Origin of the sequence: Burkholderia sp. MSMB1078WGS, from assembly GCF_001528895.1 — a bacterium.
GTDB lineage: Bacteria > Pseudomonadota > Gammaproteobacteria > Burkholderiales > Burkholderiaceae > Burkholderia.
In genome coordinates this window covers 39,057-57,591 of record NZ_LPDI01000101.1, presented here as the reverse complement: position 1 = coordinate 57,591, position 18,535 = coordinate 39,057, and the positions used below count along the sequence as shown (strand labels likewise).

General features: G+C 69.6%; 11 protein-coding genes and 1 riboswitch. Of the genes, 7 read left to right on the top strand and 4 right to left on the bottom strand.

Annotated elements, in window-relative coordinates; genetic code table 11:
• Positions 1 to 56 precede the first annotated feature (56 nt).
• The 6 genes from WT24_RS34680 (at position 57) to WT24_RS26805 (ending at position 6,197) form a co-directional block, all read left to right on the top strand.
• Positions 57 to 230, top strand: a complete 174-nt coding sequence (locus WT24_RS34680) for a hypothetical protein (protein ID WP_156441869.1) — start codon at positions 57 to 59, stop codon at positions 228 to 230.
• 31 nt (positions 231 to 261) lie between these two features.
• A riboswitch (TPP riboswitch) is annotated at positions 262 to 378 on the top strand.
• 124 nt (positions 379 to 502) lie between these two features.
• Positions 503 to 2,434, top strand: coding sequence for a phosphomethylpyrimidine synthase ThiC (gene thiC, locus WT24_RS26830; protein WP_059792333.1), 1,932 nt, complete (start codon positions 503 to 505; stop codon positions 2,432 to 2,434).
• A 230-nt stretch (positions 2,435 to 2,664) separates the two neighbouring features.
• Positions 2,665 to 2,877: a glycine zipper 2TM domain-containing protein gene (locus WT24_RS26825; protein ID WP_011545020.1), complete on the top strand. Its 213-nt coding sequence runs from the start codon at positions 2,665 to 2,667 to the stop codon at positions 2,875 to 2,877.
• A 215-nt stretch (positions 2,878 to 3,092) separates the two neighbouring features.
• The gene (locus WT24_RS26820) at positions 3,093 to 3,347 is read left to right on the top strand and encodes a hypothetical protein (protein WP_027784015.1); all 255 of its coding nucleotides are present in this window, start codon (positions 3,093 to 3,095) and stop codon (positions 3,345 to 3,347) included.
• Between the two features lie 145 nt (positions 3,348 to 3,492).
• Positions 3,493 to 4,419: a DMT family transporter gene (locus WT24_RS26815; protein ID WP_059501871.1), complete on the top strand. Its 927-nt coding sequence runs from the start codon at positions 3,493 to 3,495 to the stop codon at positions 4,417 to 4,419.
• Between the two features lie 497 nt (positions 4,420 to 4,916).
• Positions 4,917 to 6,197, top strand: coding sequence for an EAL domain-containing protein (locus WT24_RS26805; RefSeq protein ID WP_059502103.1), 1,281 nt, complete (start codon positions 4,917 to 4,919; stop codon positions 6,195 to 6,197).
• A gap of 50 nt (positions 6,198 to 6,247) precedes the next feature.
• Here WT24_RS26805 and arfB read toward each other — a convergent pair whose 3' ends face one another.
• The 4 genes from arfB to recC are packed head-to-tail and all read right to left on the bottom strand — an operon-like array spanning position 6,248 to position 15,988.
• Positions 6,248 to 6,652 carry an alternative ribosome rescue aminoacyl-tRNA hydrolase ArfB gene (arfB, locus tag WT24_RS26800; RefSeq protein WP_059501869.1) on the bottom strand — a complete coding sequence of 135 codons (405 nt, stop codon included), beginning with the start codon at positions 6,650 to 6,652 and terminating at the stop codon, positions 6,248 to 6,250.
• The gene (locus WT24_RS26795; protein WP_060036331.1) at positions 6,649 to 8,952 is read right to left on the bottom strand and encodes an AAA family ATPase; all 2,304 of its coding nucleotides are present in this window, start codon (positions 8,950 to 8,952) and stop codon (positions 6,649 to 6,651) included. Before WT24_RS26795 ends, arfB begins: the two co-directional genes overlap by 4 nt.
• Entirely contained in the window at positions 8,949 to 12,653 is a 3,705-nt protein-coding gene (gene recB, locus WT24_RS26790; protein ID WP_060036330.1) for an exodeoxyribonuclease V subunit beta, read from the bottom strand. The genes WT24_RS26795 and recB overlap by 4 nt, the downstream gene beginning before the upstream one ends.
• On the bottom strand, positions 12,650 to 15,988 hold the full coding sequence (gene recC / locus WT24_RS26785; protein WP_060036329.1) for an exodeoxyribonuclease V subunit gamma: 3,339 nt from the start codon (positions 15,986 to 15,988) through the stop codon (positions 12,650 to 12,652). The genes recB and recC overlap by 4 nt, the downstream gene beginning before the upstream one ends.
• Before the next feature lie 182 nt (positions 15,989 to 16,170).
• On the opposite strand from recC, the gene WT24_RS26780 reads away from it, so the two are divergent.
• Complete coding sequence (locus tag WT24_RS26780; RefSeq protein ID WP_060036328.1) at positions 16,171 to 18,462, top strand: FUSC family membrane protein; 2,292 nt, start codon at positions 16,171 to 16,173, stop codon at positions 18,460 to 18,462.
• Positions 18,463 to 18,535: the final 73 nt, after the last annotated feature.

The window sequence follows — 18,535 nt, the reverse complement described above, 5'->3', positions numbered from 1 at the left end:
CCGATACATGGGTTTGGGAGCCGAATAGACGGAGGACGCCGCCGGAAATGACAGCGATGTCGAAAAATTTTTTGAAACCGGAAACACGGGATGGAAATGCTGCACTGCCCGCCCCTTCCGTCCCGGACGACATGGCGGATCGACGGCAGCGCTTGCTGCGGCGCACCGTGCGCGCACCGGCGGCCGCGATCCGCCGGCCGCCCGGCGCCATCGGCTTCGCACCCGGTTGAAACCGCCGGCAAGCCGGTGTATCGTGTGCCCTTGCTAACGCGGGGGTCCTGCAATGCGTTCGGTCGAACGACCGGCATTGCGGGTGAGAAATACCCTTTGAACCTGATCTGGATAATGCCAGCGCAGGGAAGCGTACGGGTTTCGCCGCCATCCCTCTGACGAAATCCGCCGCCTCACCAAGCCTCGTCTCCTGCTTAGCTCGAGCCCCACATTCGTCAAGGGCTCCGGGCAAGCGCCGAAGCGCCTGTCCGGCGCTCACACAGGAGATTGCATGAACGCCAATCCGAAGTTTCTGTCCGCCGACGCCCACGTCGACGCCGCTGCCGTCGCGCCGCTGCCCAATTCGCGAAAGGTGTATGTAACCGGCTCGCAGCCCGACATCCGCGTGCCGATGCGTGAAATCACGCAGGCCGACACCCCGACCGGCTTCGGCGGCGAAAAGAATCCGCCGATCTACGTGTACGACACGTCGGGCCCCTACACCGATCCGGACGCGAAGATCGACATCCGCGCGGGCCTGCCCGCGCTGCGCCAGCGCTGGATCGAAGCGCGCGGCGACACCGAGGTGCTCCCCGGCCTGTCGAGCCGGTACGGCCTCGAGCGCGCGGCCGACCCGGCCACCGCCGACCTGCGCTTTCCGGGCCTGCACCGCAACCCGCGCCGCGCGCAGGCCGGCAAGAACGTCACGCAGATGCACTACGCGCGCCAGGGCATCATCACGCCGGAAATGGAATACATCGCGATCCGCGAGAACCAGCGCCGCGCCGAGTACATCGAGAGCCTGAAGTCGAGCGGCCCGAACGGTGCGAAGCTCGCCGCGATGATGGGCCGCCAGCACCCCGGCCAGGCGTTCGGCGCCGCGGCCTTCGGCGCGAACGCGCTCGCCGAGATCACGCCCGAATTCGTGCGCGACGAAGTCGCACGCGGCCGCGCGATCATTCCCGCGAACATCAACCACCCGGAATCCGAGCCGATGATCATCGGCCGCAACTTCCTCGTGAAGATCAACGCGAACATCGGCAACTCGGCCGTCACGTCGTCGATCGGCGAGGAAGTCGACAAGATGACGTGGGCGATCCGCTGGGGCGGCGACACGGTGATGGATCTGTCGACCGGCAAGCACATTCATGAAACGCGCGAGTGGATCATTCGCAACAGCCCGGTGCCGATCGGCACGGTGCCGATCTATCAGGCGCTCGAGAAGGTCAACGGCAAGGCCGAGGACCTGACGTGGGAAATCTTCCGCGACACGCTGATCGAACAGGCCGAGCAAGGCGTCGACTACTTCACGATCCACGCGGGCGTGCGCCTGCAGTACGTGCCGCTCACCGCGAACCGGATGACGGGCATCGTGTCGCGCGGCGGCTCGATCATGGCGAAGTGGTGCCTCGCGCATCACAAGGAAAGCTTCCTGTACGAACACTTCGAAGAGATCTGCGAGATCATGAAGGCGTACGATGTGAGCTTCTCGCTCGGCGACGGCCTGCGCCCCGGCTCGATCTACGACGCGAACGACGAAGCGCAGCTCGGCGAGCTGAAGACGCTCGGCGAGCTCACGCAGATCGCGTGGAAGCACGACGTGCAGGTGATGATCGAAGGCCCCGGCCACGTGCCGATGCAGTTGATCAAGGAGAACATGGATCTGCAGCTCGACTGGTGCAAGGAAGCGCCGTTCTACACGCTCGGGCCGCTGACCACCGACATCGCGCCGGGTTACGACCACATCACGTCGGGCATCGGCGCCGCGATGATCGGCTGGTTCGGCACCGCGATGCTGTGCTACGTGACGCCGAAGGAGCACCTTGGCCTGCCGAACAAGGACGACGTGAAGGAAGGCATCATCACGTACAAGCTCGCCGCGCACGCAGCCGACCTCGCCAAGGGTCACCCGGGCGCGCAGGTGCGCGACAACGCGCTGTCGAAAGCGCGTTTCGAGTTCCGCTGGGAAGACCAGTTCAACATCGGTCTCGACCCGGACAAGGCGCGCGAATTCCACGACGAGACGCTGCCGAAGGATTCGGCCAAGGTCGCGCACTTCTGCTCGATGTGCGGCCCGCATTTCTGCTCGATGAAGATCACGCAGGACGTGCGCGAATTCGCGGCCCAGCAGGGCGTGTCGGAAACCGAGGCGCTGAAGAAAGGGATGGAGGTCAAGGCGGTCGAGTTCGTGAAGACCGGCGCCGAAATCTACCACCGTCAGTAAGCGCGCCGCGAGCCGCATCGGCTCGCATCGCGATGCACGCAGCCCGCTTTCGAGCGGGCTTTTTTGCGCATGTCGCGTGCCTGCCGGCCCATACGAAACAATTGATTACGAAACCGCGCGAGCCTTAACAAGTCCTTACAGCAGCGTCGCGGGACGGCGCGTAGATTGGGGACATGCGCGGCCGCCAGCCGGCCGTGTGCCTTCCGTTCACTACCACAAGGACAACGATCATGAACTCGATTCGGCGTTTTGGGGTATGCGCGCTCCTCGTCGCGACGGTGGCCAGCCTGTCGGCCTGCGATTCGATGTCGCGACGCCAGCGCGATACGGCAATCGGTGCGGGTGTCGGCGGCGTCGCCGGCGCGGCGATCGGCGGCAACGCGCTGTCGACGCTGGGCGGCGCGGCGGCCGGCGGCATCATCGGTAACCAGGTCGGCAAGTAAAGCACTCGCATCGGCCGGTTGGGCGTCGCCCAGCCATCGGCCGGTCGGTTCAAACGGCGTTTCCGCACTGCGGAAGCGCCGTTTTCGCATGCGGCATCGCAGCCGGCCCGGCCGCGACCCGGAAATGATCGGTTACCGTTTCTCATACCGTGTCATCGGTACTCGGCCTAAGCTTCAAGCATCTGCCGATGGCCGGCTTTCGCCGGAGACACATCATGAACAGGACCTTCGTCGCCGCGGCGCTCGCCTGCACGACGCTCGCCGGCTGCTATTACCCGTACGGCTACTATCCGGGCGGCTATTACACGGCGGCGCCGGTGCCGGTACAGCCCGCGCCCGTGTATGTCGATCCCGGCCCCGCCTACTACTATCCGGCCCCGGCGTATGCGCCCGCGTGGGGCAGTTATTGGGGCCCCGCGCTGTCGCTCAATTTCGGCTTCGGCGGACGCGGCGGCTGGCGTCATCACTGATCGACCGCGCCGCGTACGTGTGGCCGTCCGCCGCCGGTGCCAAACGGCGGAATTCCCGTTTCTTGTCGTTTCATTCGATCGTGAAACGACGGTGCGGTAACGCGGTGTAAGATTCGTCGCATCCCGTCCCCACCCTCGCCGATCGATGTCGCCCAAGAACGCTTTCCTGCTGACCGTGCTCGCCGCCCTGTGGGGCGCATCCTTCCTGTTCATCCGGATCGGCGTGGTCGATTTCGGCGTCGCGCCGCTGATGGCGCTGCGTGTAGGCATCGGCGCGCTGTTTCTCGCGGGCTTCGCGCTGACGCGCTTCAAACCCGCCGATCTCGGCGCCCGGCTGCGCCGTCATGCGTGGCCGCTGTTCGTCGTCGGCGCGCTGAATTCGGGCATCCCGTTCTGCCTGTTCGCGTTCGCCGAGCTGACGCTGTCGGCCGGCGTGACGTCGGTGATCAACGCGACGACGCCGCTGTGGGGCGCACTCGTCGCTTACCTGTGGCTGAAGGACAAGCTGTCGCTGCCGCGCGCGCTCGGCCTCGTCATCGGGTTTGCCGGCGTGCTCACGCTCGTGTGGAACCAGATCGCGAACGCGCACGGCGACACGGGCGCCAGCGCGACCGCGCTCGCTGCGGCGGCCGCGCTCGGCGCGACGCTGCTGTACGGCATCGCGGCCAACTATACGAAACGCAAGCTCGGCGGCGTCGATCCGCTCGTCAACGCAACCGGCAGCATGATCGGCTCGACCGTCCTGCTGCTGCCGTTCGCGATCGCGACGTGGCCAGCCGCGCCGGTCGGCGCGCACGCATGGGGCGCGGTGCTCGCCCTCGGCATCGCGTGCACGGGCATCGCGTATTTCATCTTCTTCTACCTGATCGCGCATATCGGGCCCGCCCGCGCGATTACCGTGACGTTCGTGATCCCGGTGTTCGGGCTGCTGTGGGGCGCGCTGTTCCTCGGCGAACACGTGTCGGCCGTGATGATCGGAGGCTGTGCGATCGTGCTCGTCGGCACCGCGCTCGCAACCGGCGTGATCAAGCGGATTCCCGGCGTCCGACCGCGCGGCGGCGAAGCGGCGTGACGATCGGCGCGCCCGGCGCGCAGAAATCGCCGGCCGCCGCGCGGCCATGCCGATGGCGACGCGACGCGGGTGCGCTAACGCGCCGCCGGTCGCACCGCGGCGCGCGGGCATTCGACTCATTCGTCTGACGGCAGCGGCCGGCCGCCGGGATTTCCCGCATCGGCCTGCGCATCGGGCGGCAGCGACGCACGGTCATGCCGCCGCCGCCCTGTCGCGGGATCGTCATCCGCCGCCGCGGCGCACTTCGTTTCGCGACGGTCATGCACCGTACGCTTGCACGCGGGGCCGCTCGCCGCGCCGCAGCGCGCGGGCCGCAATCGCGGTGTACCGTTTGCGTCTGGAGTTACCCTGATACGCGCGCCGCGGCAATCCCGTTACACTCGAAACACTCATCCGCAGAAGGCGGTCTCGATGCCTCCCGTTCTTTCGCGTCCGCCAGCGCATGCGGCTGCATCGGCGTGGCGGTACGCCGCCGCCCGCTCCCGGGCACCGTTGACATGAAGTCCTCCCGCGACCTGTCGCTCGACGCCCTGCTCGAACGTCTCACGCCGACGCCCCACGGCTGGCTCGCCACCTACCGCACCACGACATTGCGCAGCGTGTTCCAGCCCGTGCTGTCGATCACGCACAAGCGCGTCGTCGGCTACGAGGCGCTGCTGCGCGTCGTCGACGGGAACGGTGCGCTGGTGTCGCCCACCGCCCTGTTCGACAAGACGCGCGGCGACGCCGACGCGCTGCTGCTCGACCGGCTCGCGCGCTGCCTCCACACGGCCAACTTCGTCACACAAGGAATCGGCGACGGCTGGCTATTCCTGAACGTGACGCCGCGCGTGCTCGACACGGGCCTCGTGCAGCGCGAGTTCGTCGAGGCGCTGTGCCGGCATTTCGCCCTGCCGCCGAACCGCATCGTGCTGGAAGTGGTCGAGCAGCCGGCACGCGACGAAGCCGCGCTTGCCCGCACGATCGACATGATCCAGCATCGCGATTTCCTGATTGCGATCGACGATTTCGGCACGGGGTTCTCGAACTTCGACCGCGTGTGGCGAGCGCGACCCGACATCGTGAAGCTCGACCGCTCGCTCGTCGAGCGTTCGACCGCCTCGGCCGACGATCGCCGCATCATGCATCACCTCGTGTCGATGCTGCACCAGGCCGGCGCGATGGTGCTGGCCGAAGGCGTCGAAAGCGACGACGCACTTCAGGCGCTGATGGAAGCCGACATCGATTTCGTGCAGGGTTTCCAGTTCGGCCAGCCCGATGCATCGATCGCGCACGCGAGCGCGGCGGCGCCCGCGATGCTCGATGCCGCGTGGCGGCGCTTCATCGCCCGCCGGCACACGCCGGTGATCGCCCAGCAGCCGGGCTTCGACGCGATCGAACGGCTCGTGCTCACCGGTGCGGCCGCGTTTTCGGCGAGCGGCAACCTGCAGGACGCCGCGCAACGCGTGTTCGCGGTGCCGGCCGCGCGACGCGTGTTCGTCACGGACGAGACCGGCGAACAGTTCCTGCCTTCGATCGGCGCACCGCCCGACGACAGCCAGGCGAGCGTGACCCGCCTCGCGCCGCTATTCCCGGAAACCCACAGCAACTGGTCGCGGCGCCCGTATTTCCAGCGCGCGATCGCCGCCCCCGGGCGCGTCGCACTGATGGGCCCTCACTTCTCGCTGACGGAAGGCCGCGACTGCTATACGGCCGCCGTCGCGATCCGCGCGCAGAGCCGGCTCGTCGTGTTCTGCGTCGACTTCGTGCTCGACAGTGCGGGAACCGTGATGCGTTAGCCGCCGCGCGCGGCGGACGATCGCATGCGACGCGCGTCTGCGATCATTGGTCAGTCGACCACCTTCCCGCGCCCCGACTTCACCACGCTGCGGCGCGACTTGTGCTCGAGCCGCCGCTCCTTCGACGCGCGCGTCGGCCGCGTCGCGACCCGGACACGCGGCGTGTGCGCGACGCTGCCGATCAGCGCATCGAGCCGCGCGAGCGCGGCCTCGCGGTTTTTCTCCTGCGTCCGATATTCCTGCGACTTGATCACGACGATGCCGTCGCGCGTGATGCGCTGGTCGGACAACGCGAGAAGCCGCTCCTTGATGACCGGCGGCAGCGACGACGCGCGGATGTCGAAGCGCAGATGAATCGCGCTCGACACCTTGTTCACGTTCTGCCCGCCCGCGCCCTGCGCGCGCACGGCCGTCCATTCGACCTCGGCCGGATCGAGCGTGTAGCGAATCATCATCGCGAAGCCTCCGTACGGCGCCGGGCGAGCGCCTCGTCGACGCGGGCCGCGAGCCCCGAATCGCGCTGCGTGCGCGTCGCGACCGCCTGCGCCAGCACGCGCCGCGGCCCGATCACCTGCACGCGCGTGCGTGCGCGCGTGACGGCCGTATAGACGAGCTCGCGCGTGAGCACCCGGCCGAACGACGCAGGCAGCACGAGCGCGGCTTCGTCGAATTCCGAGCCCTGCGATTTGTGCACCGTCAGCGCGAACGCCGTTTCGTGCGGCGGCAGCGCGGCCGGCGACACCGCACGCGCGGCGCCGTCCGCACGCCGGAACCACACGCGCAGCACACCGTGCGCGTCGGGCAGCGCAATGCCGATGTCGCCGTTGAACAGCCCGAGCGCATAGTCGTTGCGCGTGACCATGATCGGCCGCCCGGTGAACCAGTGCGCGCCGACCGCGAGCGGCACGCGTGCCGCATGCCGCACGTGCGCGGCCACCAGCGCATTGACGTGTTCCGCCCCGCGCGAGCCGCTGCGGGTCGCGCACAGGATCCGGAACCGGTTGAGCGCGTCGAACAGCGGTAGCGGATCGGGCGCCGGCGCGGCCAGCGCGTCGCGCAATGCATCGAGGTATGCGCCGAAACGCCGCGCGAGCCGCTCGACCGTCGACGACGCCAGCGTGTCGCCCGCATCGTCGTGAAACGATGCGGCTGCCGAGTCGTCGGCGGGCAGCGCATCGAGCGCCGCCTGCACGTCGCCGCGGCGGATCGCGAGCGACAGCCGGCCGATCGGCGAATCGAGACCGAAGCGGTAATTGCGTTCGAGCCACACGACGCAGTCCGCGAGCGGTGCCGGAGCGGGCGTGCCGGCGGACGCGGCAGCGGCTTCGCCGGCCAATGGCGATGCGGCCGCCATCGCCGACGCCAGCGCCGCATCGTCTGCGTGGAACGGCGCCAGCTCGACGGTGTCGAGCCAAGCGAGTTCGTCGGCCTCGATCCAGGCCGGCGCATTGCCCGGTGCGCCGGCATCGGCCGGTGCCGACTCGGATGACGGCGACGGCGCGATGTCGGCCGACGACGCTTCGGTATCCTGCGGTTCGTCGTCGAAGAGCGACGCCTGTCGCGCATCGACTTTCGGCCGAGGTGCCGATTTGCGCGCAACAGGCGCGGATGCCGATGGCAACGCCGAAGCCTGTGCGAAAGCGGATGCCGGATGCGCGCGCGCGTCCGCTGCCGGCGCGGCTTCGTCCGGCACCGGCAACGCCGCGACGAACGCCGCCTCGTCGATGTCCAGCGCCTGCGCGATGCGCTTGCGGGCCGCGGCAGTGAACGCCGGCCGTGCGCTCAGCTCCGCGAACACGGCGCCGGCCTCGACCGCGGCCAGTTGATCCTTGTCGCCCAGCAACACGAGCCGGGCGCCCGGTGCGAGCGCGTCGAGCAGATGCGCGGCGAGCGCGACGTCGATCATCGACGCCTCGTCGACGACGATCAGATCGTACGGCAACGGATTGTCGCGATGATGCCGGAAGCCGGCCGTCCCGCCGCCGCCCAGCAGCCGATGCAGCGTATAAGACGTGTCGGGCAGGCGCGCCGCGAGTTCGGGCGGCAAATCGCCGGCGCGTGCGTGCAGCGCCTCCTGCATCCGCTGCGCGGCCTTGCCGGTCGGTGCGGCCAGCGCGATGCGCAGCCCCGGATGCGCATCGAGCAGGCAGGCCAGCACGCCGACGACGGTCGTCGTCTTGCCCGTGCCCGGCCCACCGCTGACGATCGTCACGCGGCCGGTCAGCGCGACGATCGCCGCCACGCGCTGCCAGTCGACTTCGCCGGTGGCCGGCCCGAAGTAACGGGCGAGACTGTCGCGCAACCGGTCGGGCGACAGGCTTTCGTCCGGCGCGGCGACACCGGCCTGCGCGACGAGCGCATCGGCGAGCCGCCGTTCGTAATCGAAATAGCGCGACAGGTACAGATGATCGAGCCGGTCGACGATCAGCGGCCGCTCGTCGCCGCGTGCGAGCGTGCCGAACGCGACCACGCCGCTCGCGGCCAGCGCCGCGCGCACCTCGTCGAGCGACGCTTCGTAGCGCTGCGCGAGCGCACCAAGCGCGACGCACACGTGGCCGCCGGCGGTCGCACGGCTCGTCGCGAACGCGGCGCGCGCGGCCCAGCGCGCCGCCGCGGCCGGCGCACCGGCACCGCGCGCGAGGTCGCCGATGCGGCGTGCGAAGCCTTCCGCGAGCGCGATGCCGAAATCGGCCGGCTCGGGCAGCCGCGCGACGAGGCCGCCGGTGAATTCGAGCATGTCGTCTGACGCGGTCATGCGCGGCCCCCTTCCATCATCCGGTCGAGTGCGTCGACGAGTGCACGCGCGGGCCGCCGCGCGTGCACGCCGGCCGGCTCGCCGCCGCTGCGCCAGCCGGGCCGCACGCCGCGCACGAACAGGTACAGGTAACCGGCGATGTGCGTGTCGTAGTCGTAATCGGGCAGCCGGCCGCGCAGGTAGCGATGCAGCGCGACCGTATAGAGCAGCGCCTGCAGGTGATACGCGTGATCGGCCATCGCGACATCGAGCGCGCGCGGGCCATAGGCATCCGGCGTCGTGCCGAGGTGGTTCGACTTCCAGTCGACGATCCAGAAACGGCCGTCGTGTTCGACGATCATGTCGATGAAACCCTTGATGAAACCGGCGAGCGTGCCCGCCTCCAGTGCAACGTCCGGATAGCCGTGCGCGACCAGCAGCCGGCGCAGCGCCGTCAGGTCGAGCGACGGCGCCGGGAACAGGAAACCCATTTCGTCGAGCCGCCTGGCCGGATCGAGATCGGCGAGCCGCATGCCCGGCACGAGCTCGGTGTGCACGACCTCGTCGACGAGCCGCGCCATCATCGCCGGCAGGCGTGCCGCAAGCGCCGGCTCGGCCTCGACCGGACGGTCGTGCAGCGCGCCGAGCGCGGCCTTGTGCCACGATTCGGGCTCCGCGAACCGGCTGAGTTCGAACAGGCGGTGCAAGCATTCGCCGGCCGCCGCACCGCGCGGGAACATGAGGATGTCGTCGTCAGGCGGGGCCGTCACCGTGTCGGCCAGTATCGGTTCGCCGTCCGGCGCCACCGCGGCAAGCGCATCGTGATCGGGCCGCAATTCGTCGTCGGGCACGGCCGCGACGCCCGCCTCCTCGCGCGCCATCGACGCGGTCAACGAGCTGAAGCTCGCCATCCGCCACGCATCGCGCAGGATGCGCGTCGCATGGCGCGCCGCGAGCGTCTGCGACGCATCGTGCCCGGCCGCGAGACGCTCGCGGCGCGCAGGCACGGGCAGCGGCGCGATGCTCACGGGGCCGCCCGCGAGCGCGCGCCATGCCGCATCGAGCGCGGCCTCGTCGGGCGGCTCGTCGAGCCACGCGTCGAACGCATGGCCGGCACCCGCGACGAGCCAGTTGAGCACGCTGCGCCGCGCTTCGCGCGTCGAGCGCGACGACAGGTAGGGCCCGGCGACGACATAGCAGCGATACACCGCGCGCGTGAGCGCCACGTAGACGAGCCGCGCGCGTTCCGCGGCCTGCTCGCGCAGCGCCTGCCGCGCCGCGTGTGCAGCCGCCTCGTCGTCGCATCCGTAATGCAGCACCGCATCGCCCGCGTCGTCGTGATACTCGCGCGCATCGGGCAGCGCGGACGACGGCGGCTCGCGCAACCCGCCATCGTTCAGGAACGGACAGAACACGATCGCGTATTCGAGCCCCTTCGACTTGTGCACCGTGACGATCTGCACCAGGTTGCGATCGGATTCGAGCCGCAGTTGCGCTTCCTCGCCGCCGCCGTCGAGCCGTTGCGCGGCGAGCCAGCGCAGCGTCGGCGCGATGCCGGGCTGGGCGGATGCCCGCGCTTGCGTCAACTCGGCCAGATGGTTGATGTCGGTCACGCGGCGCTCACCGTCCGCCCCCGCCATCAGCCGTTCGGCGATCCGCAGCTCGCGCGTGAACGTGCGCCACATCACCGCGAAACCGCGTTCGCGCCACAGCAGCCGATACCGCGAGAAACGCTCGACCCAGCTCATCGCATCGGCGCTGTCGGCCGCCGACGCGCCGGGTGGCGCATCGCCGTCGCCCTGCTCCATGCGCCACAGCGCGCCGGCGTCGAGCCCGAACCAGTCGGACGCGAGCGCCGCGCGCAAACGCCGCAGGTCGCCTGGCGCATCGATCGCCGCCAGCACGCGTTCGAGCTGCTCGGCGTCGCCGGTCGAGAACACCGATGCCTGCGCCAGCTCGACGCTGCCGATGCCCCACGTCGCGAGCACGCGCTTCACGAGGCTACCCTGCCGGTGCGTTTGCACGAGCACCGCGATGTCGCCAGGCGACAACGGCGTGTCCCCCAGCCGCACGCGCCCTTCACGTGCGCCGCGCATCAGCCGCGCGATCTCCGCCGCGCAGGCCTGGGCAGCCTGCGCTTGCGCGTCGCGCTTGAGCAACGTGCCTTCGCCGCCCGGCAGCGCCCATATCCGGAAATCGCCGACCGGCCCCGGATCGGTCTCGTCGACGAACGGCGCCCGCACGCGCGTGCCGGCGCGCACCGCGTAATAGTCGAGCCCGTCGAGCACGAATGCGCGCGGATTCGACATGAAGAAGCGGTTGCACGCATCGACGATCGCGGGCGTCGAGCGCTGATTGACCGCGAGCGTGTAGCACGCGCTCGCCCGTGCGCGCGCGGCGAGATAGGTATGCAGATCGGCCGCGCGAAAACTGTAGATCGCCTGTTTCGGATCGCCGACGAGGAACAGCGGGCCGCCCGGCGCGAAGATCCGGTCGAAGATCGCGAACTGCAGCGGATCGGTATCCTGAAACTCGTCGATCAGCGCGGCCGGATAGCGTGCGCGCAGCGTGTCGGCGAGCCACGGATGCGCGTGCAGCGCGTGATACAGGTTCGCGAGCAAATCGTCGAACGACACGACGCGCCGCGTGCGCTTGCGCTCGGCCAATTCGCCCGGAGCCATGTCGAGCCATTCGGCGATCAACGCGAGCCAGCGCGCGCGCTGCGCGGCCTCGGCCGCGGCCACGGCCGCTTCGAGCGCGTCGGCCACCTCGAAGAACGCGTGTGCGGGCGTCGCACCGCCTTTTTTCGTCGCCTTCGTCAGCGCGGTTTGCGTGAGCTTCAGTGCAGCTTTCGGCAGCGCGGCCGTCGCATCGCCCTGCTCGAAATGCACCCCCCACGCGGCGAGCGCATCGGCGAGCGCGTCGGGCTTGTGCGAGCGTTGATTGAGCGCGGGCTGCGCGGCGCGCAGCAGCGCATCGATCGCGTCGCGCTCGGCAGCCCACATGCGCGCGGCTTCCGCGAAGCATTCGGCTGCGGCCGCTTCGGCCGATTCGTCCGGCTCGGTCACGCCGTCCCAGCGCAACGCGGCAAGCGGCTTCTTCAGCCGGCGTGCGAGCTGCGCATCGAGCGCGGCCGGGCCGGCCCCCGATTCGACGAGCCAGGTCGCGAAGCCCGGCCAGCGCGCGGCTGCCGGTTCGACGCGCGTGCGCCAGAAATCCGCGGCGAGTTCGAAGCGCAGCGACGCATCGTCGGCCTCCATGTCGAACGCGAACGGCATCGCCGCCGCGAACGGCGCCTCCTGCAGCGCGCGCTGGCAGAACGCGTGGATCGTATGGATCGCGGCCTGGTCGAACGCGCGCAGCGCGCGCCGGATCCGCTTCGCAGCCGTCTCGGGATCGAGCGCGCCGTCGACGCCGAGCGTGGTCTCCCACAGACGCGCGATGAACGGATCGCCGCCGTCGTCGCCCGTGTCGAGCGCATGCGCAAGCTGCGCGAGCCGGCTGCGAATCCGCTCGTGCAGTTCGGCCGTCGCCGCTTTCGTGAAGGTCACCACGAGGATTTCGTCCGCGCCGAGATCCTTTTCGAGCAGCAGGCGCACATACAGCGCGCAGATGTTCCACGTCTTGCCGGTGCCGGCCGACGCCTCGATCTGGTTGACACCGTCGAGCGGGCACGCGAACACGTCGAGTTCGAGCGCCTGCGGCTGCGACACGGCGCTCATGCGACCTCCTTCAGATGCTCGACGAGCGGCTCGAACACGAGCCGTGCGAGCGTGCCGAACGGCTCGTCGAGCGACGGATGCGCGCCGCGCCATGCGATCGCGATGGCCGGATCGTCGGCTTCGCTGACCACCCGCTCGTTGATCCACACGCTCGCGGCCTTGGCCTCGCCGTCGGACACCCGCGCCCACGCGCTGCGCGGGAAAAACCTCAGCGGCATGCGCCGCCCCGCGCGAAACAGCGCGGCCAGCGGCGCGAGCCGTTCGAGCGGCGCCGCGACGGGCGTCAGCTCGAACGCACCGCCGCTGCCGAACCACAGCGTGCGGCGTGGGCCGCCGGGCTCGACCGCACAGTAGACGAGATGCGCGAGCCAAGCGGACAGGTAATCGCGCGCACTGGGCCGCGCATAGCGATAGATGACCTGCCCGGCCGGCGTCAGCCGATTCAGCGTGCCATGCAATTCGAGCGGCGCGCCTACCGCGTCGGCCGCCAGCATTGCGTCGTCGGCGCCGAACAGCGCCTGCTCGGTATCGGGCCACGCCGGCACGACGGTGAGCGAGAACGGCCGCCGCTCGATGCCGTCGGCCAGTGCACGGCGCACGTTCGACGCAAGCTGCGTCATCGAACCGAGCGCCTGATCGCGCCACACCGCGCCCGTCGCGCCGCCGGGCAGTTCGGGGCTCGCGTCCGCAATGCGCAGCGCATGATCGTGCACGCCGCCGTCGCCCGCTTCGATCAGGAGCGGCAGCACGCGCTCGGCAAGCGCGTCGCTGCCGGCGAAGTCCAGCGCGAACGGCTCGGTATCGAGCAGTTCGGCCTGCGCATCGGCCAGCACGATGCCGAGCCGGCCGCGCAGCAACGCGCGCGCCGGATGGCGCCAGAAACGTTCGAATTCGCTGAACGCGACGGGCTCGACCGGCTCCGCCGGCAGCGGCTGCGCGAAGAATGGCTGCTCGCGCGGCCCGTCGCGCGACGCCTCGGCGGCCAGCAGCGACGCGAGCGCCGCCCGCTCGGCGTCATACGAAACGAGGCCGCTGCCCGGCTGGAAATACGCGGCCGCGAACGGTTGCAGCGGATGCTCGACGATGAACGCGCGACGCGCGGCATCGACCGCGTCCGGTGCGGCGCCGGGCCCGGCCGTGACGTCCGCGAGATGATCGAGCAGTTCGTCGACCAGCGCCGCGGGCGGCAACGGCGCGTTGTCGCGAATGCTGCGGCCCGTATAGGCGATCAGCAACCGGTCGCGGGCGGCGAGCAACAGGTCGAGAAACAGATTGCGCTCGTCGTCGCGGCGCTGCCTATCGCCCAGCTTCGGCAGCACGGCCATCAGGTCGAACTCGTCCGCGCGCGCGAGGCTCGGCAGCACGCCGTCATCCATTCCGAGCAGGCAGACGACGCGATACGGCAGCCCGCGCAAGCTCGTCAACGACGAGAACGTGACGCCGCCCCACGGCACGCCGCCGCGGGCCGGATCGTCGAGCGCCGCGGTGAGCCCCGCGCGGACGACGGCCGCCGGCAACGCCTCGTCGGGCGCGCCCTCCGTCATCGCGGCCAGCATCGCGTCGAGCGCGTCGCGCACGCCGGCCAGCGCGTCCGCATACGCGGCGCCCGAGTCGAAGAAGCGCGCGAGCGTGTCCGCAAACAGTTCGCTCCAGCCGCGCGGCGTGTGCGACTCCGCGAGCCGCCGCGCGAAGCCGTCGAGATCGTCGGTAAACCGTGCGAGCCGGCCGAGCAGTTCGGCCTCGCTGCCCGTGGCCGCCTCGATCGGCAGCCACGCACCGATCGGCGCCGCCCCTTCGGGCATCGCATAGCCGAGAAAGAGCCGCGCGAGCGCATCGGAGAACGTATGGCGCGGCGCAGGCACGGCCGCGTCGTCGCTCGCGAGCGGCGACAGCCCGCGCCGCGCGCCGGCGGCCGCGAGCCAGGTCTGCACCGTTTCGAGCGCGGCCGCGTCGATGTCGTAGCGCGCGGCCACCGCATCCACGCGCAGCCATTCGACCAGCTCCGGCGCGCCGACCTGCCGCTCCGGCAACGCGAGCCAGTCGAGCAGCACGCGCGCGACCGGATTCGCCTGCGACGGCGGCAGGCCGGTGATCCGGTAAGGCACCCGCGCACCGCCGGCGCCGGCCGTGCCGAACACCGCGTCGATCAACGGCCCGGCCGCAGCGAGATCGGCCACCGCGACGAGCACGTCGGACGGCTGCAGGCTCGCATCGGCGTCGAACCACGCGAGCAGCCGGTCGTGCAGCACCTCGAGCTGGCGCGCGAGGCTGTGGCACACGTGCACCTCGATCCCGCGCTCGACCGGCGTGTCGCCGAGCTCGGCCTCCGGTTGCAGTTCGAGGATCGCGTTCTGCACGCGCGCCAGCCAGGTAGGCGCAGGATTCTCGACGAAACGCGACGCATCGCCTGACGCGGCGCTTTCGGTCAGTTCATGCAGCATGTGCAATTGCGCCTGCGTCTGCCTGCCCCATTCGGCGAGCAGCGGATGGCCGACCTCCTGGTAATCGCGCCGCCCGGCCGCATCGAGCGCCTCGGCGTGCGCGGCGGTCACGATGTCGAACCAGAATTCGCGGCACGGATTCAGCGCGTAGACGCGCACGTCGATCCAGCGCGACAGTTCGCGCAACAGCGCGACGTGCAGCGGCGGCATCGTCGGCAATGCGAACACGCTGACCGATTCGGGCCAGTCGGCGCGCGCGAGCGCATCGGCATCGAGATGGCGCGCTTCGACGAGGAAGCGGTGCGCCGGCGGCGTACCGCTGTCGCTCAGCTCGGCGAGCAGCGCGCGCCACAGCGCGGCCTGCCAGCGCTCGTCGTCGCGTGCGGCGTCGCTGATCCCGCGCGGCGCGCCGTCGCCCGCGAGCACCGATTCGCCGGCCTGCCACGCGGCCAGCCATTCGGGGCGATAGGTCAGGTAATGATCGAGCACGGCCGCGACGCGATGAGCCAGTTCGTAGCGCATCGCATCGTCGGAGGCCGACAGATACGCGGCCAGCCGCGGCGACGCGAGCCACGGCGCGCCGTCGGCCGCCTGCGCGAACAGCCGGTAGCAGCGCCACACGAGCCGGTCTGGCGCGAACGGCGAGCGCGCGGGCACCGTCAGCACACGGCCGATCTGCGCCCACAGCCACTGCGCGAGATACGTGAATTCGACGTTCGCGCACACGCCGTTGCGCGCGGCGATGTCGAGCTCGAGGCGGCGGCGCAGCGCCGCGCTCGGCACGATGACCTGTTGCGGCGCCCACGGGCCGTTGCGGGCCGGAAACGCGGCCAGATCTTCGAGCAGCGCGTCGGCCAGCGTTTCGTGACGGTTCGAATAGAAAAGATGGAGCATGAAGCGGGCGTCGGAACCTCGCACCGGCGAGATCGGGCGAACAGGATCACCAAGGATAGCAAATGGGCCGCCGCCGCGAACCTCGGCCGGAAAGCCAGCTTTTGCGAGCGGCGAAATACGATAGACTCGTCGCCAGTCAATACGCCGCCCCCGGGCGTCTTCGTCTGCCATTCAGCCCATCGATGCGCTATTCGGTCGAAATCAGAAAGTTTTTCTACAGCCAGTACTTTTTCGGCGGCCTGCGGATCGCGGTCGGCGTGTCACTGCCGGCCGTGTTGTGCCTGATCGTGTTTCATAACCGGGAGCTCGGCTTCACGATCTCGACCGGCGCGCTCGGCGCGTGCGTCGTCGACATGCCGGGCCCGCTCAAGTACAAGCACAACGAAATGCTCGCATGCAGCGTGATCGGCTTCCTGGCCGCGCTCGCCACCGGCCTCGCGACACCGAACATCTTCGCGCTGTGGCTCACGATCGTGCCGCTCACGTTCGTGCTGTCGCTGATCGTCGTCTACGGCAACCGCTGGCCGCAGATCAGCTTCGCGACGCTGTTCATGATGGTGATGACGCTCGAGGAGAAATTCACGCCGCTGCAGGCGTTCGTCAACGCGGGCTGGATTCTCGCGGGCGGCCTCTGGTACACGTACTGGGCCACGCTCGTGTCGCAATGGCAGGCGCGCCGGATCGAGCAGCAGGCGCTGGCCGAAAGCCTGTTCGCCTGTGCCGACTACCTGCTCGCGCGCGCGCAGTTCTACGATCTCGACGCCGATCTCGACGAGTGCTACCGCAATCTCGTCGCCCGGCAGATCACCGCGGTCGAAACGCAGGAAACCGCGCGCGACATCGTGCTGCGCAACCTGCCGAAGCTGCGGCGCGGCAAGCTCGACCCCGGCCGCACGACGATGTACAACCTGTTCATCAACAGCGTCGACCTGCACGAGCTGTTCGTCGGCGCGCACACCGATTACCCGCTCGTGCGCAACACGTTCGGCGGCTCGGATCTCATCATTTTCTACCGCGACCTGATCCGCAAGGCCGCCGCCGATCTCGAGCAGATCGGCCTCGCGGTGCTCGAGAACCGCGCGCCGCATTCACGCATCAGCGTGAAGGCCGAGCTGCGCGCGATCGAGTACGAGATCGAGCTGATGCGCAAGAAGAACTTCGCGGCCACCAACGCGGAAGCGTATGCGGCCGTGCTCGCGACGTTCCGGCGCATCTGGAGCGCGACGCGCCTGATCGACCGGATGCGCCGCAACCTGTCGGGCCACGCCGATCCGCAGCAAACCGAACTGAAGATCGACAAGGCGCTCACGCGTTTCCTGCAGCGCCGCCGCATGTCGCCGCTGCTGATCTTCTCGAACCTGAACATGCGTTCGCCGAGCTTCCGCCATGCACTGCGCGTGACGATCGCCGTGGCGGTCGGCTTCTGGATCGGCCGGCTGCTGCCGCTCACGAACGCGTACTGGATCGTGATGACCACCATCATCATCCTGAAGCCCGGCTACTCGTTGACCAAGCAGCGCAACGCACAGCGGATCATCGGCACGCTGATCGGCTGCGCGGCGAGCATCGCGCTGATCTACACGGTGAAGGAGCCGCACCTGCTGATCGTGATCATGTTCGGGTCGATGGTGATGAGCTACAGCCTGCTGCTGTTCAACTATGCGGCAAGCGTCGTGTTCACGTCGTCGTACGTGCTGCTGATGTTTCACTTGCTCGCGCCGGGCAGCATGCGGATCATCGGCGAGCGCGCGATCGACACGGTGGTCGGCTGCATGATCGCGATCGCCGCGAGCCGGCTGTTCCCGTACTGGGAATACCGGCTGATGGGCAAGCTCGTCACCGACATGCTGACGTCCACCCGCAAGTATTTCGAGGCCGTGTGGCGCGCCGGGCGCGGCATGTCGCCGCCGCCGGTGCCGACCGCCGACGGCGCGGCCGTCGTACCCGTCGTCGCCGCGGCGATCGAAACGCCGGCCAGCACGCTCGACGACGACTACCGCTACCGCCTCGCCCGCAAGGACGTGCACATCGCGTTCGCGAACCTCGGGCAGGCGTTCCAGCGGATGATGATCGAGCCGAAGGCGCACCAGCGCTTCGTGCCCGAACTGAACGACCTGCTCGTGCAGACGCACGTGCTCGGCGCGCAGATCACGGCTGCCGCACCGCTGATTCGCAGCGCATGCGCGGCCGATGGCGGCCTCGTCCACGACGACGCACTGCAGCGCGGCCTCGCCGCCGTGCTCGAGAATCTCGAGAAAGCCGAAGCCGGCGAGCCGCCGCCTGCCGACCAGCTCGAAACGTCGAAGCAGATCACGCGCGATCTCGATGCGATGGTCGTGTCCGCGGAGAAATCCGACGCGGTCGGCGCCGAGCTCACGCACGACCTGAAGGTGCTCGCGCACCAGTGCAAGCAGATGCTCGCGTCGTCGCTGCTGATCCGCAAGGATGCGAGCGTGATCCGCCTGCCCGCCTGACCGCGCATGTCCGCGCCGGCAGGCCGGCCCGCGCACGTCGCGGCTCCGCTATCGGCGCGCTCCGGCTTGACGA

What these genes read in the sequence shown, in the direction of transcription:
- WT24_RS26815 (WP_059501871.1), top strand. Translation starts at nt 3,493, where the DNA reads ATGTCGCCCAAGAACGCTTTCCTGCTGACCGTGCTCGCCGCCCTGTGG.
- WT24_RS34680 (WP_156441869.1), top strand. Translation starts at nt 57, where the DNA reads ATGTCGAAAAATTTTTTGAAACCGGAAACACGGGATGGAAATGCTGCA.
- WT24_RS26795 (WP_060036331.1), bottom strand. Translation starts at nt 8,952, where the DNA reads ATGACCGCGTCAGACGACATGCTCGAATTCACCGGCGGCCTCGTCGCG.
- WT24_RS26825 (WP_011545020.1), top strand. Translation starts at nt 2,665, where the DNA reads ATGAACTCGATTCGGCGTTTTGGGGTATGCGCGCTCCTCGTCGCGACG.
- WT24_RS26780 (WP_060036328.1), top strand. Translation starts at nt 16,171, where the DNA reads ATGCGCTATTCGGTCGAAATCAGAAAGTTTTTCTACAGCCAGTACTTT.
- recB (WP_060036330.1), bottom strand. Translation starts at nt 12,653, where the DNA reads ATGAGCGCCGTGTCGCAGCCGCAGGCGCTCGAACTCGACGTGTTCGCG.
- WT24_RS26820 (WP_027784015.1), top strand. Translation starts at nt 3,093, where the DNA reads ATGAACAGGACCTTCGTCGCCGCGGCGCTCGCCTGCACGACGCTCGCC.
- recC (WP_060036329.1), bottom strand. Translation starts at nt 15,988, where the DNA reads ATGCTCCATCTTTTCTATTCGAACCGTCACGAAACGCTGGCCGACGCG.
- thiC (WP_059792333.1), top strand. Translation starts at nt 503, where the DNA reads ATGAACGCCAATCCGAAGTTTCTGTCCGCCGACGCCCACGTCGACGCC.
- arfB (WP_059501869.1), bottom strand. Translation starts at nt 6,652, where the DNA reads ATGATGATTCGCTACACGCTCGATCCGGCCGAGGTCGAATGGACGGCC.
- WT24_RS26805 (WP_059502103.1), top strand. Translation starts at nt 4,917, where the DNA reads ATGAAGTCCTCCCGCGACCTGTCGCTCGACGCCCTGCTCGAACGTCTC.